The 18,618-nt window shown below is 69.3% G+C and carries 18 protein-coding genes; 8 read left to right on the forward strand and 10 right to left on the reverse strand.

The genetic code is table 11. The annotated features are described in order from the left end of the window. Positions 1–90: 90 nt before the first annotated feature. Together GON06_RS03025 and GON06_RS03030 are read right to left on the reverse strand one after the other, a co-directional pair. A complete protein-coding gene (locus tag GON06_RS03025) occupies positions 91–1,812 on the reverse strand; it encodes a Na+/H+ antiporter (RefSeq protein ID WP_157310810.1) in 1,722 nt (573 codons plus the stop codon). Positions 1,813–1,920: 108 nt separating this feature from the next. Further along, positions 1,921–2,484, reverse strand: a complete 564-nt coding sequence (locus GON06_RS03030) for a MarR family winged helix-turn-helix transcriptional regulator (RefSeq protein ID WP_157310811.1) — start codon at positions 2,482–2,484, stop codon at positions 1,921–1,923. A gap of 77 nt (positions 2,485–2,561) precedes the next feature. Between GON06_RS03030 and idi the strand changes: the two genes are divergently transcribed. The 7 genes from idi to GON06_RS03065 are packed head-to-tail and all read left to right on the forward strand — an operon-like array spanning position 2,562 to position 8,053. Next, positions 2,562–3,128 (forward strand): isopentenyl-diphosphate Delta-isomerase, encoded by a 567-nt coding sequence (gene idi, locus GON06_RS03035; RefSeq protein ID WP_157310812.1) that lies wholly within the window; start codon positions 2,562–2,564, stop codon positions 3,126–3,128. After that, positions 3,125–4,174: a polyprenyl synthetase family protein gene (locus GON06_RS03040; RefSeq protein WP_157310813.1), complete on the forward strand. Its 1,050-nt coding sequence runs from the start codon at positions 3,125–3,127 to the stop codon at positions 4,172–4,174. The genes idi and GON06_RS03040 overlap by 4 nt, the downstream gene beginning before the upstream one ends. Continuing rightward, positions 4,171–5,040, forward strand: a complete 870-nt coding sequence (locus tag GON06_RS03045) for a phytoene/squalene synthase family protein (RefSeq protein ID WP_157310814.1) — start codon at positions 4,171–4,173, stop codon at positions 5,038–5,040. The genes GON06_RS03040 and GON06_RS03045 overlap by 4 nt, the downstream gene beginning before the upstream one ends. A 17-nt stretch (positions 5,041–5,057) precedes the next feature. Then, entirely contained in the window at positions 5,058–6,581 is a 1,524-nt protein-coding gene (crtI, locus tag GON06_RS03050) for a phytoene desaturase family protein (RefSeq protein ID WP_332837117.1), read from the forward strand. Beyond that, positions 6,578–6,904, forward strand: coding sequence for a lycopene cyclase domain-containing protein (locus tag GON06_RS03055; RefSeq protein WP_332837118.1), 327 nt, complete (start codon positions 6,578–6,580; stop codon positions 6,902–6,904). Before crtI ends, GON06_RS03055 begins: the two co-directional genes overlap by 4 nt. Further along, positions 6,901–7,203, forward strand: a complete 303-nt coding sequence (locus GON06_RS03060) for a lycopene cyclase domain-containing protein (protein WP_157310815.1) — start codon at positions 6,901–6,903, stop codon at positions 7,201–7,203. Before GON06_RS03055 ends, GON06_RS03060 begins: the two co-directional genes overlap by 4 nt. Further along, on the forward strand, positions 7,193–8,053 hold the full coding sequence (locus GON06_RS03065) for a prenyltransferase (protein ID WP_157310816.1): 861 nt from the start codon (positions 7,193–7,195) through the stop codon (positions 8,051–8,053). Before GON06_RS03060 ends, GON06_RS03065 begins: the two co-directional genes overlap by 11 nt. 6 nt (positions 8,054–8,059) lie before the next feature. Here GON06_RS03065 and GON06_RS03070 read toward each other — a convergent pair whose 3' ends face one another. Beyond that, on the reverse strand, positions 8,060–9,874 hold the full coding sequence (locus GON06_RS03070) for an ABC-F family ATP-binding cassette domain-containing protein (RefSeq protein WP_157310817.1): 1,815 nt from the start codon (positions 9,872–9,874) through the stop codon (positions 8,060–8,062). A gap of 45 nt (positions 9,875–9,919) precedes the next feature. Here GON06_RS03070 and GON06_RS03075 point away from each other — a divergent pair, with 45 nt between their 5' ends. Then, positions 9,920–10,411, forward strand: a complete 492-nt coding sequence (locus GON06_RS03075) for a nucleoside deaminase (RefSeq protein WP_157310818.1) — start codon at positions 9,920–9,922, stop codon at positions 10,409–10,411. A gap of 82 nt (positions 10,412–10,493) precedes the next feature. Here the strand turns inward: GON06_RS03075 and GON06_RS03080 are convergent, their stop codons facing one another. The 7 genes from GON06_RS03080 to rsmA all read right to left on the reverse strand — a co-directional run bounded on the left by GON06_RS03080 (position 10,494) and on the right by rsmA (position 18,606). After that, complete coding sequence (locus GON06_RS03080) at positions 10,494–11,612, reverse strand: substrate-binding domain-containing protein (RefSeq protein ID WP_157310819.1); 1,119 nt, start codon at positions 11,610–11,612, stop codon at positions 10,494–10,496. A 47-nt stretch (positions 11,613–11,659) separates the two neighbouring features. Then, positions 11,660–12,967 carry an ABC transporter permease subunit gene (locus GON06_RS03085; RefSeq protein WP_157310820.1) on the reverse strand — a complete coding sequence of 436 codons (1,308 nt, stop codon included), beginning with the start codon at positions 12,965–12,967 and terminating at the stop codon, positions 11,660–11,662. After that, positions 12,964–14,514: a multiple monosaccharide ABC transporter ATP-binding protein gene (gene mmsA, locus GON06_RS03090; RefSeq protein ID WP_157310914.1), complete on the reverse strand. Its 1,551-nt coding sequence runs from the start codon at positions 14,512–14,514 to the stop codon at positions 12,964–12,966. Before mmsA ends, GON06_RS03085 begins: the two co-directional genes overlap by 4 nt. A 126-nt stretch (positions 14,515–14,640) precedes the next feature. Then, on the reverse strand, positions 14,641–15,648 hold the full coding sequence (locus GON06_RS03095; RefSeq protein ID WP_157310821.1) for a LacI family DNA-binding transcriptional regulator: 1,008 nt from the start codon (positions 15,646–15,648) through the stop codon (positions 14,641–14,643). Positions 15,649–15,726: 78 nt separating this feature from the next. After that, positions 15,727–16,659 (reverse strand): 4-(cytidine 5'-diphospho)-2-C-methyl-D-erythritol kinase, encoded by a 933-nt coding sequence (locus GON06_RS03100; RefSeq protein WP_157310822.1) that lies wholly within the window; start codon positions 16,657–16,659, stop codon positions 15,727–15,729. A gap of 7 nt (positions 16,660–16,666) precedes the next feature. Further along, on the reverse strand, positions 16,667–17,731 hold the full coding sequence (gene mgrA, locus GON06_RS03105) for an L-glyceraldehyde 3-phosphate reductase (RefSeq protein WP_157310823.1): 1,065 nt from the start codon (positions 17,729–17,731) through the stop codon (positions 16,667–16,669). A 32-nt stretch (positions 17,732–17,763) separates the two neighbouring features. Next, the gene (rsmA, locus tag GON06_RS03110; protein WP_157310824.1) at positions 17,764–18,606 is read right to left on the reverse strand and encodes a 16S rRNA (adenine(1518)-N(6)/adenine(1519)-N(6))-dimethyltransferase RsmA; all 843 of its coding nucleotides are present in this window, start codon (positions 18,604–18,606) and stop codon (positions 17,764–17,766) included. Between the last annotated feature and the right edge of the window lie 12 nt (positions 18,607–18,618).

The following is an 18,618-nucleotide window of genomic DNA, read 5'->3' on the forward strand; positions in this document are numbered from 1 at the left end:
TCGGGTTCCTCTCTTGGGGGACTCGATCACCGTACGTGCGGCATCCGGTGTCGCCCGAGTCAGCCCGTCACACGGCGTCACAGCGAGGTGTCAGCCGAACTCCTCGATACCGCGCAGCCGCACCTCCTCGAGGTCCATCCGCGCGGCGATGCGGCGCACGACCAGGTCGTCGACCGTACCGGACCGGCGCAGCCCGTGCAGCACGACGCGTTTGCGCTCGATCAGTGCGAGCTTGAGGCGGGTGGCCTCGTCGTGGCGCACCAGCGGCGAGCGCTGCAGCACGTCGACATCGGTCGACACGGCGAGCATCTTCAGCGGCGCGGCGGATCCTGCGGTCGCCGGGTCGACCGCGGACTCGAGCGCCAGCGGGTCCGGCTCGTCGAGCATGGCCTCCATGGCGCCGACCTCGGCGTCGATGAGGCTGCGCTCGCGCTCCAGGGTGCGGGCGTTGGCCAGTTCGAGGGCCTCGTAGCCCTCGCGGCGGGCGCGGTCGCGCACCTCCTCGCTGACACCGTGCTCCGCGGCGAGCTCGTCCAGTGCGGCGAGCGCCGCCCCCGAGATGGCACGCTCCGCCATCTCGTACTCCTCGTCCTCCGCGTGGTCGACAGGGATCTTCGCCCAGCGCACGATCGCTGGCAGCAGCGGCCCCTGCACCAGGAGGCTGAGCAGGATGACGCCGGCGGTGACGAAGATGACGGAGTCCCGCCCTTCGACGGCATCACCCGCGCCCGTGGCGATCGGCACCGACAGCGCGATCGCCAGCGACACGGCACCGCGCATTCCGGCGACGGTGCTGACGATCCACGCTCGCGCCCTCGTGCGCGGAGGAAGGGTCGACCCATGCCTGCTGAACGGCGCAGTGAGCAGCTGGAACAGCAGCCGCACGGCCAGCAGCACCAGCCACACCGCGAGGGTCACCAGCACCAGCCATCCGATCATCGCCGCCGAGATCTCATGCACGACGTACTGCACCTCGATGCCGATCAGCACGAAGAGCGCGCCGTTGAGCAGGTACACGCCGAACGGCCAGGCGGCATCGGCCTGCCGGCGCGACGCAGCCGTGGTCATCCGCGGCGCGACAGCGGCGACGATCAGGCCGGCGACGACCACGGCCAGCACGCCAGACGCCTCGACGAGCTCGGCGACCAGGAAGGCGGTGAACGGCAGGAGCAGCAGTGTGACGTTGATCACGATCGTCGACGTCATCCGGCGCAGCACCAGATAGCCGATGCCGGCGACAGCGACGCCTGCGGCGATCCCGCCGACATAGGACACCACGACCATCCAGGTCACCGACAGCGGCGTGATCTGCGCCCCCATGGCGAGCGACACGGCGATGGCGTAGAGCACCAGCGCGGTGCCGTCGTTGGTGAGGCTCTCCGCCTTGAGCTTCATGAACATCCGTCGAGGCAGGAGGCGTCCCAGGGCGGCCACGGCCGTGGCATCCGGCGGGGCGACGGCGGCGCCGAGGATCAGCGCTGCCTCCCAGGGCAGTCCGAACAGCACCGCGACACCGGCCACGGCGAACGCGCTGGCGACGACGAGCACGGTGCTCATCGGAAGGATGTAGCGGAAGTCACGGCGGATCGAGCGCAGCGATGTGGTCAGGCTCTCCCAGAACAGCATGACCGGCAGGAACAGCAGCAGCACCGTCTCGGGTGGCAGCTGGATCTCTCGGAGCGCGGGTACGAAGCCGAGCAGCAGGCCGAGCACGACGAGCACGAGCGGGAGCGCGAGCCGCATCCGCGGCGCGATGATCGCGCCGACGACGATGGTCGCGCCGAGCAGGACCGTGACCTCGAGACCTTCCATGACGCCTCCCGATGGCGATAACGTCCGGGCCTCGCCGCAGCGGGTCCGCTGAGTGGGCCAAGCGTCGTCACGCTCAGAGTATTCCCGCCTCCCTCACGGCGCAGCCCGTCACCGATGCCGCCGCTCGCCCTCCGGATCGGCGGTGGCGGCGAGGTCGTCGAAGAATCCTGCGACGACGGCGCGCTGCTCGGCGGACAGAGCGGCGACCACATCGAAGCGACGGGCGTGGGAGCGTCCGACGCTCTCCCTCGCTGCCCGGCGCGTCCGCGCCGTCACCTCGATGGCGAGCCTGCGCCGATCCGTCGGATGCGGCCGGCGGCGGATGTGCCCGCCCTTCTCCAGGCGGTCGAGCAGCTTCGTCACCGACGCCGTGGACACCCCCAGATGAGCGGCGAGGTCACCGGGCGTCACCACGGCCTCCTGCCGCTGGGCGGCGATCAGCAGCCGGAGGGCACGCATGTCGGTCTCGCCGAGCTTCATGTACCGCTGCGATTCCTCGCTCATGGCGCGCTCGGCCTCTCGCCATCGGTGCATCGCATCGAGCACTCCCACGACCTGCGCGAGTTCGTCATCAGTGAGGTGCGAGCGGTGCACGATCTCCTCGTCCGGATCCAGACGGCGGGGGTCGTGCAGCACGACCGGCGCAGGTCTGGGCGGGATCGGCTTCGCCATGTCCATGACTTTAGCTCACCGAGGCTATATACTTCGAGATAAAGCTAGCTTGGCTAGTAAATAGACAGGAGAGAGATATGACCATCCTCGCGGAACGTGTCGTGCTGCTCAACGACGACGGCACGCCCCGTGGCGTCGCGGCCAAGCACGAGGTGCACACCACCAGCACGCCGCTTCATCTCGCCTTCTCCTGTCACGTCCTCGACGACGACGGCCGGGTGCTGCTCACCCGGCGGGCGCTGGGCAAGCGCACCTGGCCGGGCACCTGGACCAACGCCTTCTGCGGGCATCCCGAGCCCTTCGAGCCGATCCCCGACGCCGTCATCCGCCGTGCACGTGAGGAGCTCCGCCTGGAACTCGCCGACATCCGGTTGGAGCTCCCGGACTTCCGCTATCGCGCCGTGGACGCCTCGGGAACGGTGGAGAACGAGGTGTGCCCGGTGTACACCGCTCGTGCGACGAACGCTCCCTCTCCGGTCCCCTCGGAGGCGATGGAGCTGCGCTGGGTGGAACCCGCCGATCTCGCAGCAGCCCTCCGCGCCGCCCCCTGGGCGTTCAGCCCATGGCTGGTGAGCCAGGCGGAGGAACTGTCCGGTTCGCGCGGCGAGATCCGCGCGAGCGCCTGGCAGAGGACCGCAGCATGAGAACCACGCCCCCTGAGATCACCACGGGCGTGGAGGAGAGGATCCGTCGCTTCTTCGCCGTGCGCGCCGAGGACGCTCAGAGGCGGAACGCGGGGCACGCCCTGCTCTGGCGGCGTATCGCGGATGCGGCTGACGGCGGCAAGCGCCTGCGGTCGCGGCTGGTGCTGCTGGCCCATGATCATCTCGGCGGCGGTGACCGCCGCTCGGCCGAGACCGCCGGTGCCGCCTTCGAGCTGCTGCACACGGCGCTCCTGCTGCACGACGACGTCCTGGACGGCGATCTGATCCGCCGGGGCCGGCCGAACCTGGCCGGGCTCTTCACCTCGGACGCGATCGACGCCGGTCGCCCTCTCGAGGACGCCACCGCCTGGGGTACGGCGTCGGCGATGCTCGCCGGCGACCTCCTCATCAGTGGCGCGCATGCGCTCGTGTCCGAGCTGCCCGGCACGATCGCCGTCGAGATGCACCGCACGATCGACGATGCGCTCTTCGACGCCGTCGCCGGGGAGCACGCGGACGTGGGCGCGGCACGAGGAATGACCTCGCCGTCATCCGCCGACATCATCCTCACGATGGCGCAGAAGACGGCGACGTACTCCTGCGCCGCCCCGCTTCGCGCCGGCGCGATCATCGCCGGAGCGGGCTCCGACGCGGTAGCGGCCCTGCAGCGGATCGGCAGCGAACTCGGCGTCCTCTACCAGCTGCGCGACGACGTCCTCGGAGTCTTCGGAGCCGAGTCACGCACCGGCAAGTCGATCACAGGCGATCTTCGTGAGGGCAAGCGCACACTGCTGATCGCCTACGCCGAGCAGACGCCGGAGTGGCACGAGGTACGACATCTCTTCGGCCGTGTCCCCCTCGACGAGACCGACGCCGCCCGGCTGCGCGACGCGCTCATCGCCTCGGGCGCCGCCGATCGGATGCAGGCGGCCGTCACCGAGGGGCTCGACAGGACACGGCGCGAGATCGACCTCGCCCCGGTGCCCGTTGCGCTGCAGGACGCCCTGTCCGACATCGCCACGATGTGCGCGGAGCGCCAGTCATGACCAGACCCGAGGGTCTCACCCTGTACACGACCACCGCGCGGTCGTCGTCTCTGCGCATCATCCGCTCCTATTCGACGTCGTTCGGGATGGCCAGCCGCCTCCTCCCCCGGGGTGTCCGTCAGGGCATCGCCGATGTCTACGGGCTGGTCCGCATCGCCGACGAGATCGTCGACGGTCCCGCCGCCGAGGCCGGTCTCGACACGGCCATGACCCGCCGGATCCTCGACGATCTCGAGCAGGAGACGCTCGCAGCACTCTCTCGCGGCTTCAGCGCGAACGTCGTCGTGCACGCGTTCGCGGTCACCGCGCGTCAGACGGGGATCGACGCAGAACTGCTGCGACCCTTCTTCGCGTCGATGCGGATGGACCTCGATCCGTTCACCCTGGACCGCGAGACGTTCCGGCGCTACGTGCACGGATCCGCCGAGGTCGTCGGATCCATGTGCCTGCGCGTCTTCGCGCGTGAGGCACCCGGTGTCACGATCGACGAGCATCTGGAGGAGGGCGCCCGCAGGCTCGGTGCAGCCTTCCAGAAGGTGAACTTCCTGCGCGACCTCGCCGAGGACGTCGACACGCTCGGCCGCCAGTACATCCCCGGGACCCGCGCGGGCGTGCTCGCCGAGGTGGACAAGATCGCCCTGGTCGACGAGATCGCCGAGGACCTCGCCGCGGCGCGGTCCGCCATCCGCCGTCTCCCGCCGCGCTCCCGCCGCGCCACGGCAGCAGCCGCCGCACTCTTCGGACGGCTCAACGAACAGCTCAGGACCACGCCGGTCGATCAGCTGAGACGCGAGCGCGTGTCCGTGCCGATGGGCGTGAAGCTGCGACTGGTGTCGGGGGCGGCGCTCGGGCAGGTGCGAGGGTGAGGGCGGCGGAGCGCGCCGTGGTCATCGGCGGAGGCATCGCCGGACTCGCCACCGCAGCGCTGCTGGCCGACGAGGGACTGGAGGTGACCCTGGTCGAGGCACGGGATGAGCTCGGCGGAAGAGCCGGTCGCTGGGCGGCCGAGGGGTTCGTCTTCGACACCGGTCCGTCGTGGTACCTCATGCCCGAGGTGTTCGACCACTTCTTCCGCCTGCTCGGCACGTCCGCCGCGGAGCAGCTGGACCTGGTCCGCCTCGATCCCGCGTATCGCGTGTACTTCGAGGGGGATCCCACGCCCTTCGACCTTCCGGCTGACGATGCGCTGGCCGCGCTGACCGCCTTGGATCCGCCATCCGGGAAACGGCTCTCCGAGTACATGTCATCGGCCGCGGAGACGTACTCCCTGGCCACGTCGTCGTTCCTCTACAGCAGCTACGAGTCCTTCCGTCCCTTCCTGGACCCCGCACTCCTCCGTCGCCTCCCCCGGCTCGCCCGGCTTCTCGGGGAGCCCCTGGACCGGATGATCCGGCGCAGTTCGCCAGATCCCCGCGTGCAGCGCATCCTGGGGTATCCCGCCGTCTTCCTGGGCACCTCCCCGGCACAGGCGCCGAGCATGTACCACTTGATGAGCCACCTCGACATCGGACAGGGCGTGCTCTACCCGCGCGGCGGTCTCGGCGCGGTGATCGACGCGATCGCCGCACTCGCTGCCGGACGCGGAGCGACGCTGAGGACCGGGACGCGGGCAAGGCGGATCCTCGTGGAGGACGGCTCCGCGACCGGCGTGGAGGTCGAGTCGGCCGACGGCGTCGAGGTGCTCCCAGCGGACGTCGTCGTGTCCACGGCCGATCTCCGCGTGACGGAGCGGGAGCTGCTCGCTCCCGAGCATCGGAGCCGATCCGAGCGCTGGTGGCGCCGTCGCGACCCAGGACCCGGCGCCGTGCTCGCGATGCTCGGCGTCCGGGGGGAGCTGCCGCAGCTCGCCCACCACACCCTGCTGTTCGCGGACGGCTGGGAGGCCGGATTCGACGCGATCTACGGAGATCGTCCGCGCGTGCCCGACCCGGCGTCGCTGTACGTCTGCCGTCCCAGCGCTTCTGACGATGTGGCCCCTTCCGGGCACGAGAACCTCTTCGTCCTGGTGCCCGTGCCCGCGGATCCCGCCCTCGGCGCCGGAGGCATCGACGGAGCGGGATCACCGGCCGTGGAACGTGCGGTCGACTCCGCCATCGACCAGATCGCCGCGTGGTGCGGGATCCCCGATCTCCGTGAGCGCGTCGTCGTGCGGCGCAGCGTCGGCCCGGCCGATTTCGAACGCGAGTTCGGCGCCTGGCGAGGCGGGGCGCTCGGCCCGGCTCACACGCTGCGTCAGAGTGCCGTGCTCCGAGGCAGGAACGCCTCCCCTCGGGTCAAGGGGCTGCTGCTCGCGGGAGCTTCGACCATTCCGGGCATCGGGCTGCCGATGTGCCTGATCAGTGCCGAGCTGGTGCTCAAGCGGCTGCGCGGCGACCGCACGGCGGCCCCGCTCCCGGAGCCGCTGTGAACGCGCTCTACCTCGTGCTGCTGCTGGTCTCGCTCGCCGGTGCGGTGGTGGTCGACCTGCGGCACCGGCTCTTCCTCGGACGCGATCCGGTTCGCGCGGCGATCGTCCTCGGCATCGGCGTCGCCTTCCTCCTGCTCTGGGACGCCGCAGGCATCGCGCTGGGGATCTTCTTCCGCGGCGAGAACCCCTACTCGACAGGCGTCCTCCTGGCGCCCGAGCTGCCTCTGGAGGAGCCGCTCTTCCTCCTGTTCCTCTGCCAGCTGACGATGACCCTCGCCTGCGGCATCCAGCGCGTCTTCGATCACCGGCGGAGCCCGCGATGACCTACCTTCTGCTCTGCGCGGGTTTCCTCGCTGCGGCGGCAGCGGTCGCCGTTACCACCCGCCGTCGGCGTGTGCTGTCGGTCGCGGCACTGGCGATCACCGCCGCGGCACTCGTCGCCCTCACCGCCGTCTTCGACAATCTGATGATCGCCGCCGGCCTGTTCGCCTACGCCGAGGACCAGCGGGTCTCGGGGCTGACGCTCGGCGCGGCGCCGATCGAGGACTTCGCCTATCCCTTGGCCGCCGTGATCCTGCTCCCCGCCCTCTGGGGAGCATTGAGGAGGCACGATGATCCGTGACCTGTTCGCCGTCTCCCGCCCGCTCAGCTGGATCAACACCGGCTACCCGTTCGCCGCCGCCTACCTCCTCACGGCGCGGGAGCTGGACGCGGCGCTGATCATCGGGACGCTGTTCTTCCTCGTGCCCTACAACCTCGCGATGTACGGCATCAATGACGTCTTCGACCACGAATCGGATCTCGCCAACCCCCGCAAGGGCGGGGTGGAAGGAGCGCTGCTTCCGGCGTCGCGGCACCGGGGCGTCCTGATCGCCTCCGCGGTGCTGTGCCTGCCGTTCGTCGTCGCGCTCGTCGCGATGGGATCGCCGCTCTCCTGGCTCGTCCTCGCGGTCAGTCTCTTCGCCGTCGTGGCCTACTCCGCGCCGCCGCTGCGGTTCAAGGAGGTGCCGGGCCTCGACTCCGCGACGTCCAGCACGCATTTCGTGAGCCCTGCCGTCTACGGCGTGGTGCTCGCCGGCGGCGACTTCACGTGGGGTCTCGTCGCCGTCCTCAGTGCGTTCTTCCTCTGGGGCATGGCCAGTCACGCCTTCGGGGCCGTGCAGGACATCGTTCCCGACCGGGAAGCCGGCATCGCCTCCATCGGCACCGTGCTCGGTGCCGCGCGCACGGTGCGCTTCGCGCTCGCCTGCTGGACCGCCGCGGGGCTCCTGATGCTCATGACCGGATGGCCAGGCGCGCTGGCCGCGGTGCTCGCCGTTCCCTACCTTCTCGCCGCTGCGCCGTACGCCGGCGTGAGCGACCAGGACTCGGCAAACGCGAATCGGGGCTGGCGGCGGTTCCTGTGGATCAACTACCTCTGCGGATTCCTCGTGACGATGCTGCTGATCGCGTACGCGGCCCAGACCTCGTGAGGGCGCTCAGCCGAGCTGCTCCGTGAGCTCGAACCAGCGCAGCTCGAGCTCCTCCACCTCGTCCTGCTGTGCCTGGATGGCCTTCATCTTCTCGCCGAGACCGGCGTAGTCGGACTGGTCGTGATCGGCGAGGGCGTGCTTGGCCCTGTCGATGTCGCCGTTCAGCTTCTGCATCTTGCGCTCGAGGGCGGCGAGCTCCTTCTCGGCAGTGCGGCGGGCGGCACCGTCGAGCCCCGGGGCAGTCGCTGCGGCGGGGGCGGCCGGGGCCGAGGCATCCGCCCGCCCCTGCGCGGCGCGCAGCCGCAGGTACTCGTCCACGCCGCCCGGGAGGTGCCGGAGGTGCCTGTCGAGGATGGCGTACTGCTGGTCGGTGACCCGTTCCAGGAAGTACCGGTCGTGACTGACGACGAGCAGGGTGCCCGGCCACGAGTCGAGGAGGTCCTCGATCGCGGCGAGCATGTCCGTGTCCATGTCGTTCGTCGGCTCGTCGAGGATCAGCACGTTGGGCTGGTCGAGCAGCACGAGCAGCAGCTGCAGCCGGCGCTGCTGACCGCCGGAGAGATCCTTCACCGGGGTCGACAGCTGCGCGGAGGTGAAGCCGAGCCGCTCGAGCAGCTGCCCGGGCGTCAGATCCTGCGCCTTCGAGCCGGTGCCGAACGTGTACGAGGTCCGAAGGCCGTTGATCACGGTGCGCACCGGGTCATTCCAGTGCTGGTCGAGCTCGTCGAGACGCTGTGTGAGCGTGCGCACCTGCACGGTCTTGCCGTGCTTCACCCGTCCGCTGGTCGGCTGCACCGTACCCGAGATGAGGCCGAGCAGCGTGGACTTGCCCGCGCCGTTCACACCGAGGATGCCGGTGCGTTCACCAGGCGCGATGCGCCACTCGACGTCCTTCAGCACCTCTTTCGCCGCGGTCCCTGAGCCTGACGAAGGGTAGGAGACCCCGGCATCCAGCAGATCGACGACGTCCTTGCCCAGCCGCGAGACGGCGAGCGACTGCAGCGACACGGAATCGCGGATCGGCGGCACGTCGGCGATCAGCTCATTGGCGGCGTCGATGCGGAACTTCGGCTTGCTCGTGCGCGCCGGCGCGCCGCGGCGCAGCCAGGCGAGCTCCTTGCGCGCCAGGTTCTGGCGCTTCGCCTCGGATGCCGCGGCCATGCGGTCGCGCTCCACGCGCTGCAGGATGTAGGCGGCGTAGCCGCCCTCGAACGGTTCGACGATGCGGTCGTGCACCTCCCAGGTGGCGTTGCAGACCTCGTCGAGGAACCACCGGTCGTGGGTCACCACCAGGAGCGCGCCGGCGTTCTTCGCCCAGCGGTTCTTGAGGTGCCCGGCCAGCCAGGTGATGGCCTCGACGTCGAGGTGGTTCGTCGGCTCGTCGAGGAAGAGCACGTCCCAGTCCCCGGCCAGCAGCGTCGCGAGCGACACGCGGCGGCGCTGTCCGCCGCTGAGCGAGGCGACCGGGGTGTCCCAGCCGAGGTCGGCCACGAGTCCGGAGATCACGTCGCGGATGCGGGCGTCCCCCGCCCACTCGTGCTCCGGGGTGTCCCCGACGACTGCCGTGCCCACCGTGAGCGCGTCGTCGAGGGTGTCCGCCTGATCGAGGCGGCCGATGGTCGTCCCGCCGCGGACCGTCACGCGACCGGCATCCGGTTCGCGGAGACCTGCGAGCATGCCGAGCAGACTCGACTTGCCGTCGCCGTTGCGACCCACGATGCCGATGCGATCGCCCTCCTCCACGCCGAGCGTGACGGAGTCGAAGACGACGCGGGTGGGGTACTCGAGATGCAGGCCTTCGGCCCCGAGGAGATGTGCCATGTCCCTACAAGGCTAGTGCCGGGCGGGTGTGACTACGCTCGGAGCATGACCGCGTACTACTCCCCCACTGAGACCGAGTCCGCCCTGCTGCGCCGATGCGTCGACCTCGCCGCCGAGGCGCTGGACGACGGCGACGAGCCGTTCGGGTCGCTCATCGTCGACGCGGCGGGGAACGTGCTCTTCGAGGACCGCAACCGCGTGAAGGAGGGCGACGCCACCCGGCATCCGGAGTTCGAGATCGCGCGCTGGGCGGCCGAGAACCTCCCACCGGAGCAGCGCGCCTCCGCGGTGACCTTCACCTCCGGCGAGCACTGCCCGATGTGCTCGGCCGCGCACGCCTGGGTCGGCCTCGGCCGCATCGTCTACGCCACCGGCACGGTGCAGCTGGTCGGCTGGCTCGCCGAGTGGGGCGTTCCGTCCGGTCCGGTCTCCCCGCTGCCGATCAGCGCCGTGGCGCCCGGCGTCGAGGTCGCCGGCCCCGTCGAGGAGTTCGCCGACGAGGTGAGGGCGCTGCACGCGCGGATGCGCGGGCTCTGAGCCGCTCGCCCCGCACTCGGGCTCGCACGCGGAAGCGGGCCGCCCGAGGACGGCCCGCTTCGGCGTGGCGAGTGTCGGCAGATCACTCGTAGGATTCGACGACCTTCTCCAGGCTCGGCACGTTCTTGTACGCCTCGGCGGCGTTGTCCTTCGTGACGATGACCGGGGGCAGCAGGTACGCCGGGACGACCTTCACGCCGTTGTCGTACTGATCGGTGTCGTTGACGTCGACGTCCTCGCCCTTCTGCAGCTGGCCGACCATCTTGATGGCCTGCTGCACCAGCAGCGTGGTGTCCTTGTTGATCGTGGAGTACTGCACGCCCTCCATGATCGACTTCACCGATTCGACCTCGGAGTCCTGGCCGGTGACCACGGGGACGGGCTTCCCGGCCTGCTGCACCGAGGTGATGATGGCGCGCGCCAGGGTGTCGTTCGGCGACAGCACGCCGTCGATGGTGGCGGAGCTGTAGGTCGAGGTGAGGATGGAGTCCATCCGGCGCTGGGCGTTCTCGGCCTTCCAGCCCTCGGTCGCCGTCTGCGCGATGTCGGTCTGACCCGAAAGCACCTTGAGCGTGCCGTCATCGATCTTCGGCTGCAGCACCTTCATGGCGCCATCGAAGAACACCTTCGAGTTGGCGTCGTCGGGCGACCCGGAGAACAGCTCGATGTTGTACGGCGCTTCGTGGCCCGCACGCTCCTCCAGCCCATCGAGCAGTGCCTGGCCCTGCAACTCACCGACCTTGAAGTTGTCGAACGCCACGTAGTAGTCGACGGCCTCGGTGTTCTCGATCAGACGGTCGTACGCGATCACGTACGCGCCCGCCTCGCGAGCAGCTTCCACCTGCGTGGCGAGCTGCTTGCCGTCCTTCGCGCCGATGATGATGACCTTGGCGCCACCGGTGACCATCGCCTGGATCTGGTTCTGCTGCTCGGCGACGGTGTTGGTCGCGGGCGCGTACTGCACGTTCGCCTTGAACCCGGCGTCCTCGAGACCGCTCTTGAACAGATCACCGGCGAGCACCCAGTTCTCGCTGGTCTTGTCGGGCAGTGCGACGCCGATGGTGGCGTCCGCGGCGAAACCGGCCTTGTCGCCGCTGTCGGATCCGCCATCGGATCCACCGGTGCGCTCGGAGGAGCATCCGGTCAGCGCGAATGCGCCAACGGCGACGATCGCTGTCGCCGTGAGAATCAGCTTCTTCATGTGATCTCTTTCTCTGTTGTCGTGAACCCCGCGGTGCTCGGGGTCCCCTACTTTCCGCTCGCCGACCCGGCGGCGGATGATTGGAAGGGCTCCGGCTCCTTTCGGAAGAACTTGCGGGAGATGAGCCCGGTGATCGACGGCCTGCCCTGCTGCTTGTTCAGCACGTCGATGCCGACGGCCACCACGAGAACGGCTCCCTTGATCATCGCGACGACGTCGGCACCGGCGCCGAGCAGCGCCAGGCCGTTGTTCAGGAAGGCCATCACCAGGCCGCCGATGATCGACCCGATCACGGTGCCGATGCCGCCTGAGACGGCCGCGCCGCCGATGAAGACCGCGGCGATGGCGTCCAGCTCCCAGCCGTTGCCGTCCTGCGGACCGGAGGCGGTCGCCCTTGCGACGTAGAGCATGCCCGCCAGCGACGCCAGCACCGACATGTTCATCATGACGAAGAAGTCGACCCAGCGATCCTTCACGCCCGAGAGTCGTGCCGCCTGGCGGTTGCCGCCGACCGCGTAGATGTGGCGGCCGAACACGGTGTTGCGGGTGATGAACGAGTACAGGATGACCAGGGCCACCAGGATGACGCCCGAGATCGGGAAACTCGTGCCCTCGCGTCCGGTGGCGAACAGCCATCCGGCGATGAGGATCACGGCGGACAGCAGCACGACCTTGGTCGCGCTGACCCAGGCGGGCGCCATCTCCGATCCGGTCTGACGCTGCGCGCGCCGCATCCGGGCCTCGTGCACGACCAGCCAGGCGACGGCGATCAGCGCGAGCACCATCGTCAGCACGTTGAACGGCACGGGTACAGGCAGCTCGGGCAGGTACCCCGCGCCGATGAACGTGAACGGCTTGGGCACGGCGACGGTGGTCGACTGCCCGATGAACTGGTTCGCCCCGCGGAAGAACAGCATGCCGGCCAGGGTGACGATGAACGCGGGGACGCCGACGTACGCGACCCACGTGCCCTGCACCGCTCCGATGACGACGCCGACGGCCAGACCGAGGACGATCGCCAGTCCCCAGTGCAGATTCCAGTCCGCCATGGCCTTGGCGACGATGATGCCGACCACGGCGGCGACCGAGCCGACCGACAGGTCGATGTGCCCCATGATGATGACCATCACCATGCCGATCGCCAGGATCAGGATGTACGAGTACTGGTTGACGACGTTGATCAGATTCCCCGATGAGAGCGTGAGCCCTCCGGTGAGGATCTGGAACAGCACGATGATGACGAGCAGGCTGCCGAGGATGCCGAACTGGCGCATCTTGGACTGTCCCCCGCCGAACATCTTGCGGATGTCGCCGAAATGGAAGCCGGCCCGCTCTGTGGTGGTGTCGGTGCTCATGCCTGTGCTTTCTGGTTCGTGGAGGTCATGCTGCGCATGAGCGCCTCCGGAGTGGCCTGGTCGGAGGGGACGCAGTCCGTGACGCGCCCCTCGAAGACGGTGTAGATGCGGTCGGTGATCCCGAGCAGCTCGGGCAGTTCGCTGGAGATGACGATCACGCCTTTGCCCGCGGCCGCGAGTTCGTTGATGATCGAGTAGATCTCGTACTTCGCACCGACGTCGATGCCTCGGGTCGGTTCGTCGAGGATCAGCAGATCGGGATCCGTGAACATCCACTTCGCCAGCACGACCTTCTGCTGGTTGCCGCCGGACAGTTTCGCTACTCCCTCCTCGACCGTCGGGGCCTTGATGCGCAGCGACTTGCGGTACTTCTCGGCGACCGCCATCTCGGCCCGCTCGTCGACGACGCCCCTCGTGGCGATCTTCGACAGCTTCGCCGCGACGATCGAGCGCTTGATGGTGTCGAGCAGGTTGAGCCCGAGCACCTTTCGGTCCTCGCTGACGTAGGCGAGCCCGTGATCGATCGCCGCGGCGACATCCGAAAGCTCGACGATCTCACCGTCCTTCACGATCGTGCCGGACTCGTAGATGCCGTACGACCTGCCGAAGATGCTCATCGCGAGCTCGGTGCGTCCCGCGCCCATGAGGCCGGCGATGCCGACCACCTCGCCGCGCCGCACCTCGATGTTCGAGCCCTTCGCGACCATGCGCTCGGACACCGTCGGGTGCCGCACCCACCAGTCCTTCACCTCGAAGAAGACCTCGCCGATGTCGGGGGTGCGGTCGGGGTAGCGGCTCTCCAGGGAGCGGCCGACCATCCCGCGGATGATGCGGTCCTCGTTGATCTCGCCCCTGGTGACGTCGAGGGTCTCGATCGTGCGCCCGTCGCGGATGATCGTGATCTCGTCGGCCACCCGCTCGATCTCGTTGAGCTTGTGGCTGATCATGATCGAGGTGATCCCCTTGGCCTTCAGCCCGAGGATCAGATCGAGCAGGTGCTGCGAGTCGTTCTCGTTGAGCGCGGCGGTCGGCTCGTCGAGGATGAGCAGCCGCACGTCCTTGTTGAGCGCCTTGGCGATCTCGATGAGCTGCTGCTTGCCGACGCCGAGGTGCTTGATCGCGATGTCGGGGTCCTCGTCGAGTCCGACCCGTGCCATCAGCTCGACGGCGCGCTGCTTCTGCGCGGTCCAGTCGATCCGTCCGCCGTGCTCGATCTCGTTGCCGAGGAAGATGTTCTCAGTGACGGACAGCTCGGGGATGAGCGCCAGCTCCTGGTGGATGATCGCGATCCCGGCCTGCTCGCTGGCGGGGATGTCCTTGAACCGCTGCTCCTGACCGTAGAGCAGGATGTCGCCGGTGTACGAGCCGTACGGGTAGACCCCCGACAGCACCTTCATCAGGGTCGACTTGCCGGCGCCGTTCTCGCCGCAGATCGCGTGGATCTCGCCGGGGCGGACGGTGATCGAGACGTCGGACAGAGCTTTGACTCCCGGGAACTCCTTGGTGATGCTGCGCATCTCCAGGATGGGGCCGGACACGGCCGGCATTGCTGCTGTGGTGCTCACGGATCTTCCTCGATACAGGGCGGTCACCCAATGTGACCGTTCACATTTGCAAGACTCATGGTGCAACGCGCTCCACGGAATGTCAAGCGCCGAGATTCCTCGTCGCGCTCAGCGGGCGATGGCCGACTGGCGTACGCGCAGCACGGACTCCAGCGGACCGAACTGCGGCGGCGCCTCTCCGCGGATCTCGGCCAGCAGCAGCTGCACGGCGCGACGGCCCAGAGCAGGGAAGTCCTGATGCACTGTCGTGAGCGTCGGGAACACGTGCGCGGCGACGGGGATGTCGTCGAAGCCGACGACGCTGACGTCCTCGGGGACCCGCAGCCCGGACGACCGGAACCCGTGCATGAGCCCGATCGCCATCAGGTCGTTCGCGGCGAAGACCGCGGTGAAATCCCGCCGCCGCGCGAGCTCCTCGCCCGCGAACCGTCCGAAGTCGGCGGTCCAGTCGCCACGGACGGGCGGGATCGTGGGCAGGTCCGCATCCAGCAGCGCCTCGAGGTATCCCCGCATCCGCGACTCCGCCTCGATCCAGTCCTGCGGACCAGCCAGATGCAGGATGTCGACATGACCGAGGCCGATCAGATGCTCGGTCACCCGGCGCGCACCCGCGACCTGGTCCGCGGCCAGACTCACCCCGTCGAAACCGGACGCCGTCTGCAGCGTCACGAACGGCACGGCCGAGTTCATGCCCCTCAGGACATGGAAGACCCGCACCTGCGGAGCCAGGACGATGATGCCGTCGACGTGCTCGCGCACCAACTGCCGCACCGCCGCGCCGATCGCCTCGGGCGTCGTCGCCGGCAGGTTGAGCGTGGACACCGAGTATCCCTCCGCCCGAGCAGCCTCCTCGATGCCGGCGATCGAGGACGCCGGCCCGAATTCGCCTATCGTCGCGGAGAGGATCCCGAGGGTGTTCGACCGGCTGGTCACGAGGGCGCGCGCCGCGAGATTGGGACGGTAGTCGAGGACGGCGATCGCGTCCAGCACCTTCGCCTTCGTCTCCGGCCTGATGCTGTGGTGGTCGTTCAGCACCCTCGACACGGTCTGATGGGAGACGCCGGCCAGACGCGCCACATCGCGGATGCTCGGTGCGCGCGCACGATCGGCCGACATGGCTCGTCCTCCTCGATGTGCACGGTCACATGGACTGCTCCATTATGTCGCGCTCGCCGCGAGAGCGCACCTCCGGGATCAGGACATGATGCGGGCGCCCGGGACGGCGCCGTGCACGTGCAGGGCCTCCCGGCCGATCGCGAGCAGTTCATCCTGCACGGCGCGTGCCGCCTCGGGGCCCGCGCACAGGAAGGCGATCGTCGGGCCCGAACCCGAGACGATGCCCGTCAGCGCGCCGGCGCGCACGCCCTCGGCGAGGATGTGGTCGAGCTCGGGACGCTCCGCCACTGCGGCCGACTCCAGGTCGTTGATCATGCCGGGCGCCAGTGCGAGCGGATCGCCCGCGCGCAGCGCCTGCAGCACGGCGACGGGGACGTCGAGGGACATGGGCGGGTCGTCGGCGAGGGCGCCGACGGCCGCGCGCTGCTCGTCGAGCCGACCGTAGATCGCCGGAGTGGAGAGTCCCTCGTCGCTGGGCACCAGCACCCAGTCGAAACGGCCTGGTGCGAGTGCCGGAGTCAGCTGCTCGCCGCGCCCGGTGCCGACGGCGGTCCCGCCGTGCAGCGCGAACGGCACATCGGCGCCCAGGCGGGATGCCAGGTCGTGCAGGACGTGCGGGCCCAGCTCAGTGCCCCAGAGCGCGTCGCAGGCGACCAGTGCGGCTGCGGCATCCGCCGATCCCCCGCCCATGCCGCCGGCGACCGGCACGCTCTTGCGCAGGTGCAGCGCCACACCCTCGTCGACGCCGGCCGCCTGCGCGACGAGCTTCGCCGCACGCATCGCGAGGTTGCGGTCGTCGAGCGGCACGCCGCCCGCGTCGACGTCGCCCGACACGGTCAACGAGAAGTCGGATGCCGGTGCCGCGTAGACGTCCTCGTACAGCGAGACCGCCTGGAAGACGGTCGCGAGAGCGTGGTATCCGTCCTCGCGACGGGCGCCGACTCCCAGATAGATGTTGATCTTTCCCGGGGCGCGCACGTGCACGGCATCCGAGCGCTCAGCGAAGCTCATCGGGCGCTCACAGATCCGAGGACGTGGACCACAGGTTCACGTCGACGCGGCCCGCGACGGCGTCGATGCGCGCCAGCTCCTCGGCGCTGAATGCGGCGCCGTCGACCGCCGCCAGGTTCTCGTCGAGCTGCTCCGGACGCGAGGCACCGATCAGCGCCGAGGCGACGACCGGGTCGCGGAGGGTCCACTGGATGGCCATCTGAGCCAGGCTCTGACCGCGCTGCTGCGCGACGTCGTTCAGCTCACGCAGCACCGTGAGTCCCTGGGCGGAGAGCGGAGCATCTGGCAGCGAGCCGCGCTTCTGCGCGCGCTCCGCCGTGCCATCGGCGAGGTACTTCCCCGTCAGGAGGCCCTGCGCGAGCGGCGTGAACGCGATCGCTCCGAGTCCCTCGCTGCGCAGCGTGTCGGTGAGACCGTCCTCGATCCAGCGGTTCAGGATCGAGTAGGACGGCTGGTGGATGACCAGCGGCGTGCCCAGCTCACGAGCGACGGCCATCGCCGCCTCGGTGCGCTCCGCGGAGTACGACGAGATACCCACATAGAGTGCCTTGCCCTGGCGTACCAGCGCGTCCAAGGCACCGACGGTCTCCTCCACCGGGGTGTCGGGGTCGACACGATGCGAGTAGAAGATGTCGACGTAGTCCAGGCCCATCCGGGTCAGGGACTGCTCGGCGCTGGCGATGATGTACTTGCGGCTGCCGAGGTACCCGTACGGGCCCTGCCACATGTCCCAGCCCGCCTTCGACGAGATGATCAGTTCGTCCCGATACGGGCGCAGGTCCTCGGCGAGGATGCGGCCGAAGTTCTTCTCGGCAGAACCGGGCGGCGGGCCGTAGTTGTTGGCCAGGTCGAAGTGCGTGATGCCGCTGTCGAACGCGTGACGCAGCAGGGCGCGCTGGTTGTCGAGCGGGATGTTGTCGCCGAAGTTCCACCACAGACCCAGCGAGATCGGCGGCAGATACAGGCCGGAGGTGCCGACCTGGCGGTAGCCCACCCGGTTGTAGCGTTCCGGATCCGCCGTGTACGGGCGGTGCAGGTCGGTGGTGCGCGGGAGCATTCGCGGCTCGGTCATCCCGCCAGATTACCGGCTCGATGAAGGCGGCCTCAGCCGGCGGCGAGCGCGACGCGGTGGTAGTCGTCGACCGTGAGGTCCTCGCCGCGGGCGGTGGGGGCGACGCCGGCGGATTCCAGAACGGCGGATGCCTCGGCAGAGCTGCCGAACAGGCCGGACAGCGCCTGCCGCAGCATCTTGCGGCGCTGGTTGAATGCGGCGTCCACGATCTCGAAGGTGCGCCTGCGCTCGTCCTCCGAGCCGCGCGGCTCGGCGTCCCTCTCGAAGCCGACCAGCAGGCTGTCGACGTTCGGTACGGGCCAGAACACCTGACGCGACACCGTGCCGCGCAGGTTCCACGGTCCGTACCAGGCGGCCTTGACGCTAGGGGTGCCGTAGATCTTCGATCCGGGCTTCGCCGCGAGGCGTTCGGCGACCTCGGCCTGCACCATCACCACGCCGCGGGTGATACCGGGGAAGGTCTCGAGGAAGTGCAGCAGCACCGGGACGGACACGTTGTACGGCAGGTTCGCGACGAGCACCTCGGGGTCGCCCGGCAGCTCGGTCACGCGCATCGCGTCCGCATCGACGACGGTGAGCGCACCGTTGGGAACCCCCTGCTCGCGCGCTGTCTGCGGCAGCCGCTCGGCGAGGCGGTGGTCGATCTCGACGGCGGTGACGGATGCCCCGGTCTCGAGCACCGCGAGGGTCAGCGACCCCAGTCCGGGGCCGATCTCCACGACCCGCTCCCCTGCCTGGACACCTGCGGCGTGCACGATCTTGCGCACGGTGTTGGCGTCCACGACGAAGTTCTGCCCAAGTTTCTTGGTGGGTGTGACGTCGAGCTCTGCGGCGAGACGGCGGATGTCGGCGGCGCCGAGCAGGGAGACGGTCATGTGTCCATTCTC

The organism is Microbacterium sp. MAH-37 (assembly GCF_009758255.1).
Classification (GTDB): Bacteria; Actinomycetota; Actinomycetes; order Actinomycetales; family Microbacteriaceae; genus Microbacterium.